The following is a 17,495-nucleotide window of genomic DNA, read 5'->3' on the forward strand; positions in this document are numbered from 1 at the left end:
ATGCCGGCTACCCGTCCAGGCAAGCGATGGAGCCCGGCCCCTCAGGCGATGCGCTGCCGTCCGACCTGACAATGATGACCTGCACGCAAATGGGCGGTTCGCCAAAGCCTGAAACGAATGCCTTCTCCGTCTGCGTTGTCTCATAGGCGCCGTCAGCTTTAGCCGATTTGGTGCGCCACTTGTAGGTATCGCCCTCTTTGGGCTGCGGGTTCTTCCAGGAAAAAACGATGATGTTCGGATCTTTGGTATCCCGCGCCGCGGCCAGTGCCTCGACGTCGGGGACGCTGCCACTGTCCAAGGGATCGGCCGGGGCCTTGCTCGCAGTTTCCGTCGGGGCCACTTTCGGTTGTGCCGACGAACCCAGGACCATTCCAACCACGACGGCGACCACCAGCACCGCTGCGCCCGTGGCGGCGAGCCATAGGTTGCGCTTGCTGTGGTCAACTGCCGGGACATCGTCTTCCATTGCCGCCGCCCCGGCGGAGGCAGCAGACCGGCTGACGGTTGCATCAACATCAGCTACAGCCGGCGAAGCTTGCCAGCCCCGCAGGACCGTGGATTCGGCGACGTCGGGTTCCTCCACCACGCTCCGGTCCCGGACGGGCGCGTGGAATTGCGGTGGGGTTTGCTGGGCGCCGCCCGGGTGCGTTTGGGGCGGGGAAAGATGTGCAGGAGCTTGGGTGGCGCCGGGAACCGTGGACGGAAAGGTCCGGGCGGGGAACGTGGGCGCCGATCCCGTGGTGGCCGTCCCGGAAGCGTCCGGATCAATCGAAGCAATGCTCCGGACCCGGGTTTCCTCGAAGTTGTCGTCCGGATGATTGTCGTCGCCGTGCCCGGGTTCTTCAAGCACCTCAAACGGTGTCTGGGACAGGTTCAGCTCTGTTTGGACCCGCTGGAGCGCCAAGGCAAAAGCATGCGCTGACGAGTATCGGGACCCCGGCGACTTCGCCATGGCCGTGGCCAGGACCAGTTCCAGGGACTCCGGAACATCCGCCCGGCCAAGCCTGGGAAGGGGCGCGTTGGTGATGCGCGAAATCAGCTCGCGCTGCGAATTGTCCTGCCCGGGCATGACGAAAGGCGAACGGCCTGCCAGAAGGGTGTAGAGGGTGGCACCCAACGCCCAGATGTCAACGGGAACCCCGTCCACCGCGCCACCCCGGAACTGCTCAGGCGGCGACCACGGAATGGACATGCCGGCGTCGTCCTCGGTGTCGGCGCCAATGGTGCCGGAGATACCAAAGTCCGTCAGTGCGGGCCGGTTGTAGTCGGTGACCAGGATGTTGGCCGGTTTGATGTCCCGGTGGACAATGCCGGCACGGTGCGCGGTCTCGACGGCGGACGCCACCTGGATGCCGACGGCCAGGACCTCGTCCACGCTGAAGCGCTGACGGCGGTACCGGACATCAAGGCTTGGCCTGGAGCAGTACTCCATGGCGAGGTAGGAGTGGCCGCTCTCCGTGATCTCGGCTTCGAAGATCGTCACAATGTACGGGTGCGACGACAACTGCGCCATCAGGTTCGCCTCGGACTCGAAGCGTCGGCGCGCGCCCTCGGTCTTCAAATCTGACAGCAGCACTTTAACGGCTACTTTTCGGCGGGGCCGGTCTTGCTCATACAGGTAGACATCCGAGAAACCACCGGAGCCCAGCAGGCTCACATACTGGAATCCTGGAATGGGTGGAGGCGGCGCGGGGGGCCTCTTGGAACTCAAAGAATCTCCTCGAAACGCAATGAAATGTCGTCACCCAACTCGGCGATATCGCCGTCCAGCAGAATGGCCATTTCGTTTTGGGCAAGGCGGCGGGGGGCCTGTCCTTCCCTGATCAACACTGTTCCGTTGGTTGCCTTCAGGTCGCACAACATGACGTGCCAACCCTCCAGCCTCACCTCGACGTGGGAGCGGGAAATGTCCCCTCCGGGACTCTCCACCTGCACCAACTTGGGCATGGTGCCGCCTTGGACACGGGAGACGGAAGGTTGCCGTCCAATGATCAGCGACTGGTCAAGATCGATTAGCTCTCCCGTGGAAAGGCGCATGCGGCCAAGACGGGGACGTGGGACCTGCTCCGCATCGCCGGACAGCGCCGTGCCGCAGACAGAACACTGCGGATACGTCGGTGGATTCGCGTGCCCTTGGGAGCACACCCGTGCCAATACGCTTGGTCCATTGGCAACCGCAGCTTCCGGAGCAGCCGATGCCGGTCTGGCTGCGTCGTCGTTCCCGGCAGCAAGGCTGCTCTTCATGATGGTCTGGCCGTCATGGTCTGAATCTTCGTCGACGACGCTTGCGGGCGGTGCAGATGGCCAGCCGCCCGGAAGCTGCGGGGCAGGTTCCGCATTGGGCTGTGACGGGGCCATGCCTGGCGAAGGCGCTGACCCGATGGGTGGAGCAGCGGGCATGCTCGAAAACGCCGGTGCGGCACTGCCAGCATCCGACGCGGCAGGGCTGGTCCGCAGCCAGGGTACGGAATCGATCAGACCCGTTCCCTGGGCGGCCGGGAGTTGCCCCGCTGAATGCTGCTCTGCTGGTACTGGGCTCGGTTGTGCCGGGACTGACGATGGCGGATCCTGCGGTTCTGCCGCAGGTGCCTCCGGGATGGGCGCAGGGGCTACCGGAGCACCCGGCGTTTTGGACACCGGGGCATCGTGGTCGTCGGAGTCGTCATCCACCCGGACGGCAGCATCTTCGATGGTGCGCATCACCGTCTTATCCCATAGGTGATCGTAGTTGGTGGTGTTTTCCAACGTGGGGACCAAAGGATCGGTGGTGCTGGTGTGCACGGGCTCACCGGCCTCTTCGAGGACGTCCGTCGCCACTGGATTCTGCTCGCTTGAATCCTCCGCGGCTGAATCCTGCGCGGTTGGTTCCGGAGCGGGCTCCCCCGCCGAAGCACCTGCCGGTGAAGCAGCTCCATCCTCCAAAGACAGGCCAGCGGCGGGCTCGGCGATGGCGGGCTCGATGGTGGCGGTTTCGCTGGCTGAGGCGTGTCTGGAAGCAGGTTCTCCGGCAGGCCCGACAGCCGCAGGTTCACTGACAGGTTCATCGCCAGGAGCTGACTCCGGCCCCAGCCCCAAGTGGCCTGGTGCGATGGTCAGGCCAAGGTCCGCCTCGGTGTAGCCGATCATGGTTTCGTCGGAAACCTTGTCCGGGACGGTGTGCTTGCTCTTTCCATCGTTGGCTGGCTCCGCCAACGGAACGGCTGCTGCAGGGATTGCGGGCCCTACCTCGGGGCCGGGTTGGCCTGGGGCAGCTTCGAGTACTGACAACAGCACCACGCCCTCCGTCAGGGGCAGGCTGTTCAACGGCATGCCGGAGGCGGAACCGCCCCCGATCCGGAGGCTGTAGGAAGTTGCGCCCGCGAGCCTGCGCTCCGTCCAGGTGGTGACGTCACGGCCGGTGAGCTGTTCGGCGCCCGATTCCAACTCGACCAGCAATTCGAGATCACCACGGAGGAACACGCGCAGCGCGTCCTTGGCGTCGATGATCCCGAACGGAGGGATGCGGCTCAGCGAAACACCAAAGGCATCCGTCACCTCGTGAAGGACCTCGTGGGCCTCGGGAGCAGATGCCAGCAATTCCCAGACGGCGTCGATCAACGCGTGCGGTGTATCCGGGCCAAGGAGAACCACGGTCCCGTTCCGCACAACGCCAAACCAGTCGCCTTGCTGGTAGCGGGTCAGCGAAAGGTCACTGCTTGCCATCGACGCCTTCCTCCTGGTCAGGCGCGGATACATCGTCCGCGCCGTTCACCCAGGCCCGTGGAAGAGTGTCTTCTTCAACCTCGGAAACAACCTCGGGGCGGGGCGCAGTGGTGGCGATACCGGCGTCGTTCATGACGTTCTTGGCGTCCACCACGATGACGGTGACGTTGTCCCTGCCACCGCTTCGCAGGGCAGCCTGGATCAGAGCGTCCACGGCATCCTGCGGATGGGCGACGGTGCTGAGGATGCGGAACATGTGGTCGTCGCCCAGTTCACCATTGAGGCCGTCGGAGCAAACCATGATCCGGTCACCTTCCTGGATGGGAAGCAACCAGAAATCGGCCTCGGTCTCGTCGCCGGTGCCCAGGGCACGGGTCACTACGTGGCGGCGGGGATGAACCGTTGCCTGCTCCGCGGTGATGTCCCCGGAATCCACCAGTTCCTGGACCTCGGAGTGGTCCACGCTCACCTGCGTGAACTCCCCTTGACTGAGGCGGTACGTCCTGGAATCGCCGATGTTCATTACCAGCCAATAGGGCAAGCCCATCTGTTCCACCACCACGACGCCGGACAGCGTGGTTCCCGCGCGGGCTCCCGTGGCGTCGCGGATGGCTGCGTCAGCCCTCAACAGGCAGGCCTGCAAGTCCGCTGCAGATGCGGTTCGCACACCAGCAGCAAGTTCGGGGGCACTACCCAAGGCCCGGACACACATGCCGCTGGCAATTTCACCGGCCTCATGTCCGCCCATGCCGTCTGCTACAGCAAAGACGGGGTCTGCAGCGATGAACGAATCCTCGTTCAGTTCACGGCGCAGTCCGCGGTCCGTCCCGTACCCGTAACTCAGGCCAAAGGAAGACCCGCCTGAAGGAGCGTCGGCTTCGGCGTTGGCAGGGGTGGCCGGCTGTGAATTCATGCTTGTCCTAGGTGGAAGGAGCGGTCCCCGAAGTGAACGGTGGAACCGGGACGGACCAAGACTGCCTGGCCGGGATGGAGCCGTGTCTGGAGACCGTCGGGCGTGGTGACGGCGCTGCCGTTGGTGGAGTTTCGGTCGGTGACCCAGACGCCGTCGCCATCCACTTTCAGATGCAGGTGGGTTTTGGAGATGGACCGGCCGGGATCGGCAACCGGCAAAAGTTGCTCTACCGCTTCCCCTGGCTGTGCAGCCGGGTTCCTCCCAAGCAGGACCGAACCGCCGAGTTGGACGTCCTGGCCGTCATCAATCCGGATTCGCAGGACCGCCTGTGCCCGCGCAGTGCCGGGGCGCATCTGGGTGCGCTCCACGTCGTCGTCGGGGTGGCCGGCAAAGCCGGTAACCGGCGCGGCCGGTTGCTGGATGACCTGGGGCTGGGGTGCTACGGGAGGCAGTTGCTGTGCGGCCGTCGTAGGCCGCGGTGCCGACGGCGGACGCCACTGGTTGGGGTCATGTGAAGGCTGCTGGGCTGCGGGCACCACAGGGGTCACCTGCGCGGGCGCGGACTGCCCAAAGTTGGCCGGAGTGACAGCAGGGGAAGCGGCAGCAGACGGAGTGACACCGGGTCCCTTGGCACCAGTCGCTGCGCCGGAGGGCACCGGAGAAGCAACCGGCTGCACAGGCGGAAGATCCATCGGCGCGAAACTGTAGGGACCTTGGATGCCCCCAGTGGCCACGGGGTTGCGTCCTGCATGAACGTCGAACACCAAAGACTTCGCGGCCTTGTCCTGCCAGCCGCGCAGCTTTCCGTCCTTATCCCAGGCATTGGAAACCACCACGAGGACGGCCCACACAACACCGAGGAGCATCAAGGGAAGTCCGATCCACAGCACCAGGGTGATCAGGCCAAGGGCAGAAAGAACCACCGAGGCGATCCCGCCGAGGAGCAGGACGCCGCCGGTGATGATGCCCCGCACAAAGACTGCACCGGCACCGGGGGCGTAGCCCTCGGCATCGGAGCTGCGGATTCCCATGAGCTGGTTGCCGATGGTGTTGCCGGACTTGGCTTCGAGTGCAAGCAGCACAAAAATGTAGACCACCGTCACACCCAGGCCGATGCTGCCCAGGAGGACCAGCAGGCCAGTGTCATAGACAATGAAGCCGTTCCTGCGGGTTTGCGTGATGCCCGCGATGCCGATGGCGAAGGTGGTGGCCAGGACCGCAACGGGACCAAGCCAGTCCAGCACGGCAGCCCCAAGCCTCTTGCCTGCAGATGCGGGCACCAAGTGGAGCTTGGTGGTCATGGTGGTCCCTCCCCCTGGCCCAGTGATACGGTCCGGCGCCCTGGTGGTTCCCGGAGGCGCCGGGTGCGTCGGCGACACCGGCGCCGACACTACCGAGATACTACCGGGATCGGGCAGGCCCTGCCGGGTCGCGAACTCCAAAGCCGCCTTTTGGGCGTGGTTGATGTTCCCTTCCTTGCGGGCTCCACGGTTGCTCAACGGCGATCCGCATTGCGTGCAGAACGTGGCCCCTGGAAGGACCGCATGCCTGCAGGCCGGGCAAAGTTCGGCCTCATTATTCATTCGTAGTGTCCTTCTTGAACGGCAAGGTGAAGCGGCGGCGCGTCGAGGGATCGGTGGTCGCCTGATCCCGGCGCCGGAGGGCAGCCCGCCCATCGGACAGCAAGGACCGCGGCGAGAACCGGGCCTGCTGCCGCTTCCAGAAACCGACGCTTCCCGTGATGTCGGTCAAGGACGAATCGACGATCTCCCAATAGTGCTTGACCTCGTCCTCGCTCGGCTGGCCGGCGCCAAAGACTGCGGCGTCTGCGCGGTGGGCAAGCATTGTGGTAGTGCCGCCGGCGTTCGGGAACGCCTCCGCGATAACGGTGGCGGATTCACGCCGCGTGGACTTGGTATCGATCGAGGCGCCCATGTCGGTGGCAAGGCTTATCACTTCGTTCCACCCACCGCCGACCCGCTGGGCAGGATGGCCATCACGGAACCGCGCCTTCCGGCGTCGTGCTTTCAGCAGAAGAATGAGCAGCAGCGGCAAGGCGAGTATCCCTAACGGGATCAGCGCAACACCGATTGCTGCCAACAGCGGTCCCCAGAAGAGCCAGGGGTTGTTTTTCTTCTCGTCCGCGTCCAGGGCATCCGGCGTGGAGTCCGGCGGCAGGTCCGCGGGTTCCTGCGGCGGGGGCGGCGGCTGCAGCACCTGCGGCTTGGGCTTGGACTTGTTCTCCGGGTCCGGCGGGATGGGCACATTGTCCTTGGGCGGGGTGGGGTCGAATGCAACCCAACCGACGCGGTCAAAGGCCACCTCGACCCAGGCATGGACGTCCTTGCCGGTGATCTTGATATCGCCGGCACCGTTTTCGGGGCTCTTGGGATCCGGGTAGAAGCCCATCACCACCCGCGACGGGATGCCGAGGTGCCGGAGCATGAGGGACATGGAGACGGCGTACTGTTCGTCATCGCCCAGCATCTGCTTCGCGGAGAGCATGTTGCGTACACGTGCGGCGCTGTGGCCGGGGAGGCTGGGAAGCTGTCCCTCGGTCACCAGGCCGTTGCTGAACGCACCGCTTTTCTGGAAATGCGCCTCAATCTGCCGCACACGGTCAATGGCCGTCGGCGCGTCGGCGGACAGTTCATTGGCCTGCGAGGCAACGATCGGCGGCACTTCCTGCGCCTCCGGCAGCGTCAGCTTCGCGAAGTCGTACTGCGTCAGCTGGCCGTGCTCCAGGGTGCCGGGGTCGGAGACCTGGACTGTGTAGTTCTCGCCCTTGGCCAGGCCCTTGGTGGTCACCGCTGTGTCTGTGCCGGCGTTGAAGTAAAGACCCGACGCCGCGCCGGACGTATCCGCGAAACTCATGCCGGTGGTGTGCCGGCCCCCCGGAACGAAATAGCCCTGGTAATCCTCAACAGTGATGTCCAACGTGTAGTTGGTACCTTTCACTGGGCTCCCCGTGTCAGCCAGCGTATTGAGCGAGCGGGCGTCTCCCACCTTGCTGAAGTTGCCCGAGCTGTTGGGATCCATGGTGTAGTTCAGGCCGTTGAAGGCATCCAGCGCGGCCAGGCGCACACGAGCGTCCTTGGGCAAGCCCTTAACCGTGAACAGCGTGCTGTCCTTCTCGTCCTTGACGAAGTTCCGGAAGCTCGCCAACGGAGTGATGTAGTCGCGGGGATCGAACGGCGGGACGATCGTGTTGCGCAGCACCTTCCGGTCGTCGCTGGCTGTGACAATCGGCGACGCGATGGCGGTGACGCCGACGGCGACGGCGATCACGGCTGCAGCAGTCCCCAACCGGCGGAGCTGTCCGCGGCGCGCTGCACCGGCGTCGGAATCCGGCCTGTTGGCCGAGACAGTCCTGGTGCTCCGCTGCCGAAGGACATCGCGGCGGAACGTCGCCCACACGATCGAGACAATGGTGAGGGAAACACCGCGCTCCACGTTGAGGAATCCGGCGCTGGTGCTGAAGGCGATACCCGTGACGAACAACGCCAACACAGGCAGCAAAGGCCAGTACGGGCTCTTCAGCCGCCAGGTCAGCAGGCCAGCGGCCAAGGCGGTGAGCAGCGAACTGAGGAACGGCACAATGAGCATGCCGTTCGCCGTGCCCACAGGAACGCCGACCGTCAGCATGTCCTTCCAGGAAAACACCACGCCCAGCAGCAGCGTTCGCAACGAGTCGAGGCTGGGGAGGACGCCGAAGACCGCTGAATCAGGGACGGCCAGGGCAGAGCCAAACAGCATGTAGGCGCCGAAGGTCACGGCGGCGGTAATCAGCAGGCCCAGGCGAAGATGGGCGTTCAGGACGGCGATGCCAAGTCCAAGCAGCACACCGCCCAGGCCGGCGATCAGATAGTGGGGGTCTCCCCCGAAACTCAGGCTGAATCCGAGGACCCCCAGGAATAACAACACCACCAAGGCGCCGCAGTCCACGGCGAAGTGCCACAGCGGGCGGCCGTCGGCAAAGATCGACCCTCCGCCGGCGCGGTTGGCACGGCCTGTTGACCTGGATCCTTTGGCTGCTCGGGGACGCACGCGAAGATTCGGTGCGGTGCTCATGCTGCCGCCTTTCGAAGAACAATGGCCAGATCGTCCAGGTCGCCGACAGTGAGGACGGTCAGGTCAGCGATGTTGGCCCTCGTCGGTGCCGCACCGGGTTGGACCCGCACCGCCAGGCTGCGGACCCCAGGAGGCACCGATGCGGCACAAGTACGGAGCTGGGTTGCAGTGACGTGACTGCCCACGACGAAGAACACGACGGAGGCGTTCGGGACAGCGTCGGACAGGTTCCGGGCGAGGTCGACGGCGGTCTTCCGCATCGGCGCCCCGACAATCCGGGTGGCGTCGTCCAGCAGGTTGCGGCCGGTTTCGCAGCGGAGCGGTCCCTTTTGGGTCAGGACGTCCAAATCGCGCTGTTCGCTGATGGCCTGGCGGCCTATGGATGCCGCCACCGAGATGGCCATTTCGAACTCCGGTTCGGAATCGTATTCGTCAGTGTTGATGGAGAGCGCAATGGCGAGGTGTGCACGGCGGGTTTCTTCGAACTGGCGGACCATGAGCTTGTTGGTCCGCGCTGTGGTCTTCCAATGGATGTGGCGCCGATCATCACCGGGGACATAGTCCCGCAGGGCATGGAAAGAGACATCGGCGCTGGACAGCTCAGTGGTGGGCATGCCTTCAAGGTCGCGGATGAAGCCCGCAGCCGAGCTGCCCAAGGACACTGTGCGGGGATGGACAAACAGGTCCACAGGTTCCGTCCACATCACGCGGCGGCGGAGAAGGTGGAGGGGGTCGGCACGGACCGAGCGAACCGGACCAACCACGATCACGGCGCGCCGGGCTGTGGGGATGGTGAACAGGTCCTCGTGCACCTGTGCCGGCTTCATGCGCGGCAGGTGGAACACGGCGGTGTTGGATCCCACCGGAAGCTCCAGCGCTGCGGGCAACAACGGCCTGGTGGAAACGTTGGACACGGCGATGCTGCCCACGGCGTCGTCGCCCACAGCGACGCGCGTGCGGGCGAGATCCAGGACCACGCCGTACGCCGAGCGGCCCACAATGAACGCAATGGCCAGGACAAACAGCAGGAAAGCCACCATTGCCGCGGACTTCGCTTCCTGCCAGCCCCAAGCCTGTCCCGCCCACCAGAGCCCGATTGCAGCAGTCAGGACCACCCAGCCCAGCAGGCTCACCACGGCGAGGACCGGCCACACGAACTTCAGCCACACTGCCCGGACGTTGCGCCAAGCAGGTGAGAGGAACTCGCCGGCTGTTCCCGCGGCTTCGGCCCACACGGCGGCCGGGTGCAGGGAACTGGGCTTGCCCGGTTTCCCGTTCCGGCCAGGGCGGCTGCCCGGTTGGTTGCGGGATGAACGGACGCCGCGAATCTTGCCGCTCACGGCGGCCGTTGCGCGCTTGAACGAGTCAGCAGCCCTGGTCAGGGGTGTGCTGGAGGACATGTGGAGGCCTTTGTTTGAGCTGGGGTGCAGGTGGGGGTGCGATGAACCGAACTGGCTCGTGCGGTGCCGCGGACTAAGCGGTTGCGCGGACTAAGCGGTGGCGCGTTGCTGCGGGGCGGCGACGTCGGCCAGAACGCGGGTGAGGACAACGTCCGGCGTTGCACCGGAGAATTCCGCCTCAGGATCCATGACCAAACGGTGGGTCCACACCACGGGTGCCAGTTCCTTGATGTCATCCGGAAGCACGAAGTTGCGGCCCTGACCCGCGGCCCACACCTTGGCGGCACGAACCATGGCAAGTGCACCACGCACAGAAACACCAAGGCGGGTCTCGGAGGCGTTGCGGGTCTCCTCGCACAGGCGGGAAATGTACTCCAGCACAGCCGTGTCCACGTGGGTGGTGGCCGCGAGGTCTGCCATGTCGGCCACGGCCTGGGTGGTGATGAGCGGGGTGAGCTCCTTGGAACGGTCCTTCAGGTTGGCCCCGCCCAGCAACCGCACCGTGGAGGCGTGGTCCGGGTAGCCGATGGACGTCTTGATCAGGAAGCGGTCCAGCTGTGCTTCCGGCAGCCGGTACGTTCCCGCCTGCTCGATCGGGTTCTGGGTTGCCAACACCATGAACGGCCGGCCTGCCTCATAGGTGGTTCCATCCACGGTCACCCGGGATTCTTCCATGACTTCCAGCAGCGCGGACTGGGTCTTCGGCGACGCACGGTTGATTTCATCAGCAAGGACGATGTTGTTGAACACCGGGCCCTTGTGGAATTCGAACTTCTGGGTCTTCTGGTCGTAGATGGTCACACCTGTCACGTCGGACGGCAGAAGGTCAGGCGTGAACTGGATGCGGTTGTGCGAACCCTGGACTGTTGCAGCCAGGGCGCGGGCCAACGAGGTCTTACCCGTGCCCGGTGCATCTTCAAACAGGATATGGCCCTCGGCCAGCATCGCCGTGAAGGTCAGCCGGATGACGTGTTCCTTGCCGAGGACAGCCTTGCCCACATTGGCCACGAGCTTCTCGAACGTTTCTGCAAACCACGCGGCCTGCTCGTTTGTCATGGTCATCGGTTGATCCTGTTCCTTATGTATGAATAGTGGTTTGACGTTGTTCTTGCCATGGGCCTAGCAGCCGCCGGGGCGCGGCCCGTAGAGGTCCACTGTGGTGGACTTCACGAACCAGCCGTCCTTGGGCGACCCTTGGAGCCGGTACCACGGGGTGCCGTTACCATAGATGTCCTTGGTGCAGTTGACGGTGATCTTGCCCCACGAGCGTTCCACCCAGCCCACACCACACTTCGCAGGGCTGCCGGGTGTGTAGCTGTCCGTCTGGCCTGGCTTGCCCGGGCAGGTCCGCACGCTGCTGGCATCCACCTGTATCTGCGACGTCGGCTCCGGCGGCGGGGGCGCAGATCCGCTGCGGGACGTGTCGCTTCCGATGTTGCCGGCTTGGCCACCGCTGATGGCGCGGACTCTCAACGTTTTCGTCTCGCTGAAGCCCACGGTCGTGGAGAAACTCCGCTGCCCGGTGTCAGTCCACGGTCCGCCTTCAAAGCTGTACTGGTAGCCGGTAACCGGCCTGCCGTTGCCGCTGGGCTGGTTCCACGTCCAGGACACCGTCTTGTCGCCGACGCCGCTGCTCTTGCTGCCGGTAACAGTCGGCGCAGCCGCAAGCCCATAGGGGTTCACGGTGTTTGATGCGGGACTCCTGTCGCCAGGCGTGGGGTTCCGCGAGGAAACTGCCCACACCACCACAGCCGTGTCTTGGCCGTTCGGTGCCGCTATGACGCCACCGCCGGCGGGGATCGCTCCGCTGCTGGCGCCGGAAGTCAGTGCATACCGGTAGCTGATCTCGTTGGCGTTGGCCCCGTTGCGCTCTTTCTGTGACAGCGGGTTGAAGGCCACGCGGATTTTCCCACCGGCCGCGTTGGTTTCCACCAGTGCTGCCGTAGGCGCAGCGACCATGCCGGGCTTGCCCGCAGCACGGATTGCTGCTGACTGCTGGCTGACCCCGCTGACGCCGGCCTTGTTGGTTGCTGAAACGGTGAAGGTGTAATCAGCTTCACTGTTGGCAACCGTGACGTTTTGCGAGGTTGCCCCCACTGACTGCGTGGTCACTACGGCCCCGCCCCGGTACGTGGTCAACGTGTAAGCGGACACGGCGTCGCCGTTATTGTTCGGTGCGGCCCAGCTGACCTGCAACTGGCTCTGGTCACCAACCGATCCAGCGCCGGACACCGAAGGCGCGGCAGGCGTAGCCGGCACGCCAGCGGGAGTTTCCGCAGCAGAGTAGGGGCTCCACTCGGACGGTTCCTTGGCGTCGTTCCGGGCCAGGACGCGGACCTTGTAGGCCACGCCGTTCGTCAGTCCGGACCATACGTGGCTGTTCCCCGTCAGGTTCTGGATCTGGGGATTCTGCCCGGCCGGAGCCGGCGAGATCTCAAGATCGTAGGACTTGATGGGCGAGCCCTTGCTGGCCGGGGCAACCCAGGCGACGGACAGTTGCTTGTCACCAAACTTCAGTGTGGGAGCAACCGGGGTATCAGGCTTGACATCCGGCCGGACCTCGGCGGAGACCGGAGAGCGCTCGGATTCATTGATCGCATTAGTGGCGGTGACGGCAAAGTGGTACTTCACGTTGTTGGTCAGCCCGGTCAACGTACACGTATTCGCGGGACAGTCCTGCTTGAAGCCGTTCTCCCCGTACACCGTGTACTTGGTGATGGGTGAGCCACGATCAGCCGGCGCGTTCCATGTCAGCAACGCTGTCTGGTCACCCACGCTTTGAGCCAGAGGCGTGGTGGGCGCGGCCGGCTTGTCCTTGACGGTGAGGCGGATGCGGGCCGTGGCATAACGGGAAGATTCACCCGTCTTGTCGCCCACCACGTAGGCAACAACCATGGTCCCGGTGAAACCCGACGACGGCGTGACGGTCACGTTTCCGCCGCTGGCCTCTGCCGTGCCTTCGCCCGTCTCAGTGACCGCAGAGATGATCTTCAGCGGCGTATCCGGGAACGGGTTGGAGTCGTTCGCCAACGCATTGACCGTGACGGACTTCCCCGATTCCGCATCCGGTTCAAGGTCGTCGTTAGCCACCGGTTTGGGTCGGTTGGAAGCCGTCAATGACAGTTTGTACGTCGCAACCGCTTCAAGGCCTCGCGGATCCTTCGCTTTCACCTGGACCGTGCCGCCTTGACCGATTTGCACCGAGTCTTCGGCGGAGACCTTCAGGGTCTTGCCATCAATGCTTACCTTGAATCCACCCGGTGCTGCACCGGCCAACTCATACTTCATGTTCTGGACGTCGTCGGAATCGGGATCGGAGGCGAGCTTCTCCAGGTCCAGGCTTGCCGAGTCACCCTTGGGCACGTCCACGTCGCTGCCCAGCAGCACCGGCGGGTTGTTCTTGTTCGGATCCGGCAGCACCTTGGTGCGGATGCTCAGGGTCGATTTCAAGCCGTTGGGATCGTCGGGACCGCTTCCGTCAGTGACTTCAAAGCTGATGGAGCCGGGACCAACGTATTCAGCGCCGGCCGTGTACTTCAAGGCCGTTCCATTGCCCGCTACGGGGTCGCTGCCGTCGGCACCGATGAGTTTGATGCGGTCCGCCTGGGTCAGCCGCGGCGACTTCCCCTCGCGGACCTTGACCCATTCGGCCAGGTTCACAGTGACGGACTGGCCGGAAACCAGTTCCACCACGTCATCCTTGGCGAGGGTCGGAACCTGCTGCCCGATGCCCGGAACCCAGATGATGGCCGTGGACTTCTGGCCGTCCACATCCTCAACGGTGTAAGGCACCAGCTGCGGCTGCTCGGTGAGGTCTACCACCACGTTGCCTTCCGAACCCGGACGGGCCGTCTCCAAGCCTGTGGTGACCTTGAGGTTCTCCCCAACGCCGTCCGGATCCTCGTCGTTCTTGAGGACCGGAACGTCCACGGCGGTTTTGCCCAGCGTTTGGGCTGACGTGACGCGGTCATCGCGGGCGATGGGAGCTTGCAGCGGAATGTCGTTCTTGACGTTCACCCTGATGCTGGCCTGGCCTACGGCGTCCCTGTCGTCAGCCACGGAGTAACGGACGTTGACCGTACCCTCGGCGGCCGGAGCGGTGACCAAAACGCGGCCGCTGGTCTTGCTGACCTGGGCTTCGAGGCCTGCGTCGGCTTCGATGCTGTCCGTCAGGATGCGGATGATGTCGCCGTCAGGATCGGTGTCGTTGGCGGTGGCATCCACCGCGATCTGACGTCCAGGACGGACCTGCACTTCGTCGTCCACCGGGGCAGGCTTCTGGTTGTCTTCACCACGGGGCGCGACGCCGACAGTCACCGTTCCGGTGTTGACCGCACCTTGGCGGTCAATCACCTTGTAGCGGAACGTGTCGGTTCCCGCGCCATCACCAGCGGCGACGAAATCGATAAAGCTGCTGCCCGCCGTCGCGGTTCCCATGGTGGGCGTGCTGTCGATGCCGGTCAACTGGACCGAGTCGCCGTCAGGGTCGATGCCGTCCAGGGGCACTGGGATCCGGACGCTGCCGCCTGCCACCACGCGCGCGGTCAGGTTCTGCGGCTGCGGACGTGAGTTCTGCGCACCTTCCAGCGGCAGGATGTGGATGGTGACGGCCGCGGCGCTCTTCTGGCCCTGCGGGTCCACGGCGTTGTAGATGGCACGCACGGTCTTAGGCGTGGGGCCCGCGATGAAGCGCAGGGTCTTCTCGGAGATGAAGGCCTTGCCGTCTTCTTCAGGGATGGTCTGCGCCAACACAGGATCAACAGACAGTTCTTCACCCTGCGGGTGTGTGTCGTTGTCCAGGACCGGAATGGTCACGACGTCGTTGACGCGGACGTTGACTTCGTCGGGTTTCGGCTGGGGGGCCTCGACGACGGCGGGGGCCGGCACCGGGACGACGCCAACGGTGCCTGTGGCCGAGCCGCGGCCGTTGGACATGGTGTAGCTGAACACGAACGGCTCTTTAGCGCCCAGCACGTCCGTAACGCGCAGGACGCTATGGTCGATCACGCTGACCGAAGCGGACGAGCCGTCGGGGACGGTGACGGACTGGAGGACCAGCACGCCGCCGGAAGGATCGGAGTCGTTGGCCAATGGATCCACCAGCACGCTGCCGCCCACAGGGAGCAGTGCGACGTCGTGGACCGCAACGGGCGCTCCAGCGTCCTTGCCGGATTCCACGTCAACCCGGATGAGGCCTTGGCTGCTTTGGGGCCCGTTGCTGGCGATGTACGTCAAGTAAATGGGGCCCGGCGTGGTGCTCCGGAAGGTGAACGTACCGCCGTCAGTCACTGGACCCAGCTCTGCCGGTCCAGCAGCCTCGACGTGCGCTACCCGCAGGGCACCGCCATTGGGGTCGACGTCGTTCTTGAGGGGCGCAATGACCAGGTCCTGGCCAACCACGGCCGTGACATGATCGGCGTTGACCACCGGCGCCAGGGCGCCCGGGGGCTGCACGTTGACAACGATCCGGCCCGTGGTGGTGGCCCGGCCGTCCCACACGGTGATGGTGACGTTCTTCTTGCCCGGTGCTGCACCAGAGTCCTGGTACGTGAGCAGGCCGTCGCGACGGACCTTGACCTGGTCCTGGTCGTTGTCCGTCTTGGCGTCCAGGAGGACGAGGTCGTCGCCGTCGGGATCCATCCAGTCGGTCAGGATGTTCTGGCTGACGGACTTGCCCTGCTCCACCAGCATGGTGGTGGGCTCGCCGCGTTTGAAGAAGGGAGGCTTGTTTTCCTCCGGAGCCACGACGCGCAGCGTGACCTGTCCACCGGCGGACAAGCCGCGTCCGTCCGAGGCGTTGTAGTCGAAGGTTTCCGTTCCCGGCTTGGCGTCAGCGGGGACCTTGATCTGGAACGCTGAGCCACCGTAGATGTTCTCCAGCGCCCCGGATTTTGGCCCGTTGGCGCCTACCGCAGCGGTAAGGACATCGCCGTCGGGGTCTGAATCATTGTCCAGGACGCTGAGGATGGAGGTCCGGCCCGGCCGGACACCGAACTCGTCCGGTTTGGTTTCAGGCGCACGGTTGGGCTTGGTGCGGTCCGGGAGGACGTTGATGGTGTTGTTGTCCGCGGACTCCTGGTCCTGGTCATCGGACTGGTTCTTGGGCGGGACAACATCGTCCCAGTTGTTGACGAGCTGCATGTTCTGGTTGACCAGCCACACACTTCCCGAGTTCACGTCGTTGAGGACTACGAGGTCGCGGTTGACACGGAAGACATAACTGGGCGAGGCACTGGCTTTGGGGACGTCATTCTTCTTGTCGTCCGCGTCGTTCTCGCAGTCGCGGACGTACTTGTTGGCACCGGACCAAGCGGCGTGAACGCATTTGCTCACCTGCACAGGTGCTGCGGGGACGCCTTCGCCGTCGGCATTGACCGTTGCCGCGGTGGAACCGTCCAAGGGCTGCTTCAGTAGGGCTTTACGGGTGGCGATGGCAACAAAGCTGCTGTCCTCGCCACTCTGCTGCAGCTTGGCTTCACGTGCGTCCTGCAGCTGGAGCTTGCGTCCGCCGGGCAGGAACAGGTTTCCGGAACCGGCGTCAAGGACTACAGGATCGTCCCCCACGACGGCAATCTGAAGGTCGCCGGAGCCTTTGAGATCATCCACCTTGGTGACCTGGGAATCTATCCGCTCGCCATTGGCGTCCACCGTGGTAACGGTAATCTCGCCTTTGCCCGGATCCGCTGTGTAGATGCGGTTGTCGGCACCTACTGCGGAGACCAAGCCTTGGTCCCCGGTCAGGACAGGCTCAGTACCTTCTTCATCGAAGCCGTTGACCGTGGAGGGGGACAGCGCCCACACCTTGCCACGGGCGGGATCGGTCACCGATAGGACAGTGGAACCATAGCTGACTTGCGACGACGACGGCAGTTGCTTGTCGCCGCCGAGCTTCAGGTTCGCGGCAGAGACCTGGTTGATGGTGGAACCGGATTCGTCGTCGACAAAGACGTTGCCGTCGTGCTGCAGGACGTCGAAAGTGGTGGTCGCCGGAGTCACGGCCCCATCAAGAACGCGCGATGGGTAGTTCAACCGCCCCACAGCGTTCTTGGTTTTGCTCACAACCCAGACGCCGCCGTCGTTCAAGTCCACCTCGGTGGTCTTGAAGCCCGGGTAAAGTACAGCCCCGGTGATCAACAACGCGCCCGCCGCGGTGGCAGCAGTTCCCGCTATGAACTTCTTGTTTTGACGCCTTGTCAGCCCCAGCTTGCCGAAGAAATTTCTCACAGCCCCAAAATTCCTTTGATGTTCAGCCGCCCCCCAACGACTTCCGGGCCAACCGACACATGCCGGCAGCCGTGCATTCCGCAGTACCCCCATACGGCGGCGGAATTTTCAGTCCCTAAGACTATCCCACGCACCCCACGACCAATCGAGGACACCCGAGACCGGGCTATCCATTGGCTTTGACA

Annotated in this window: 8 protein-coding genes; all 8 read right to left on the reverse strand. The window is 64.4% G+C overall.

Annotated elements, in window-relative coordinates:
* Positions 1–7: 7 nt before the first annotated feature.
* On the reverse strand, positions 8–1,711 hold the full coding sequence (locus tag ABIE35_RS20250) for a serine/threonine protein kinase (RefSeq protein ID WP_354517685.1): 1,704 nt from the start codon (positions 1,709–1,711) through the stop codon (positions 8–10).
* Complete coding sequence (locus tag ABIE35_RS20255; RefSeq protein ID WP_354517687.1) at positions 1,708–3,702, reverse strand: FHA domain-containing protein; 1,995 nt, start codon at positions 3,700–3,702, stop codon at positions 1,708–1,710. Before ABIE35_RS20255 ends, ABIE35_RS20250 begins: the two co-directional genes overlap by 4 nt.
* Positions 3,689–4,615 carry a PP2C family protein-serine/threonine phosphatase gene (locus ABIE35_RS20260; RefSeq protein ID WP_354517688.1) on the reverse strand — a complete coding sequence of 309 codons (927 nt, stop codon included), beginning with the start codon at positions 4,613–4,615 and terminating at the stop codon, positions 3,689–3,691. The genes ABIE35_RS20255 and ABIE35_RS20260 overlap by 14 nt, the downstream gene beginning before the upstream one ends.
* Positions 4,612–6,198: an RDD family protein gene (locus ABIE35_RS20265; RefSeq protein ID WP_354517690.1), complete on the reverse strand. Its 1,587-nt coding sequence runs from the start codon at positions 6,196–6,198 to the stop codon at positions 4,612–4,614. Before ABIE35_RS20265 ends, ABIE35_RS20260 begins: the two co-directional genes overlap by 4 nt.
* A complete protein-coding gene (locus tag ABIE35_RS20270; RefSeq protein WP_354517692.1) occupies positions 6,191–8,686 on the reverse strand; it encodes a transglutaminase TgpA family protein in 2,496 nt (831 codons plus the stop codon). Before ABIE35_RS20270 ends, ABIE35_RS20265 begins: the two co-directional genes overlap by 8 nt.
* Complete coding sequence (locus ABIE35_RS20275; protein ID WP_354517694.1) at positions 8,683–10,086, reverse strand: DUF58 domain-containing protein; 1,404 nt, start codon at positions 10,084–10,086, stop codon at positions 8,683–8,685. Before ABIE35_RS20275 ends, ABIE35_RS20270 begins: the two co-directional genes overlap by 4 nt.
* 90 nt (positions 10,087–10,176) lie before the next feature.
* Positions 10,177–11,148, reverse strand: a complete 972-nt coding sequence (locus ABIE35_RS20280) for an AAA family ATPase (protein ID WP_354517695.1) — start codon at positions 11,146–11,148, stop codon at positions 10,177–10,179.
* 57 nt (positions 11,149–11,205) lie between these two features.
* The gene (locus ABIE35_RS20285; protein ID WP_502921402.1) at positions 11,206–17,310 is read right to left on the reverse strand and encodes an Ig-like domain-containing protein; all 6,105 of its coding nucleotides are present in this window, start codon (positions 17,308–17,310) and stop codon (positions 11,206–11,208) included.
* Positions 17,311–17,495 lie beyond the last annotated feature (185 nt).

Source organism: Paenarthrobacter sp. 4246 (assembly GCF_040546855.1).
In the GTDB taxonomy this organism is placed as follows: Bacteria; Actinomycetota; Actinomycetes; order Actinomycetales; family Micrococcaceae; genus Arthrobacter.

Excerpts from the sequence above, each read along its gene's own strand:
- ABIE35_RS20255 (WP_354517687.1), bottom strand. The coding sequence starts at position 3,702 with ATGGCAAGCAGTGACCTTTCGCTGACCCGCTACCAGCAAGGCGACTGG.
- ABIE35_RS20270 (WP_354517692.1), bottom strand. The coding sequence starts at position 8,686 with ATGAGCACCGCACCGAATCTTCGCGTGCGTCCCCGAGCAGCCAAAGGA.
- ABIE35_RS20280 (WP_354517695.1), bottom strand. The coding sequence starts at position 11,148 with ATGACCATGACAAACGAGCAGGCCGCGTGGTTTGCAGAAACGTTCGAG.
- ABIE35_RS20260 (WP_354517688.1), bottom strand. The coding sequence starts at position 4,615 with ATGAATTCACAGCCGGCCACCCCTGCCAACGCCGAAGCCGACGCTCCT.
- ABIE35_RS20265 (WP_354517690.1), bottom strand. The coding sequence starts at position 6,198 with ATGAATAATGAGGCCGAACTTTGCCCGGCCTGCAGGCATGCGGTCCTT.
- ABIE35_RS20275 (WP_354517694.1), bottom strand. The coding sequence starts at position 10,086 with ATGTCCTCCAGCACACCCCTGACCAGGGCTGCTGACTCGTTCAAGCGC.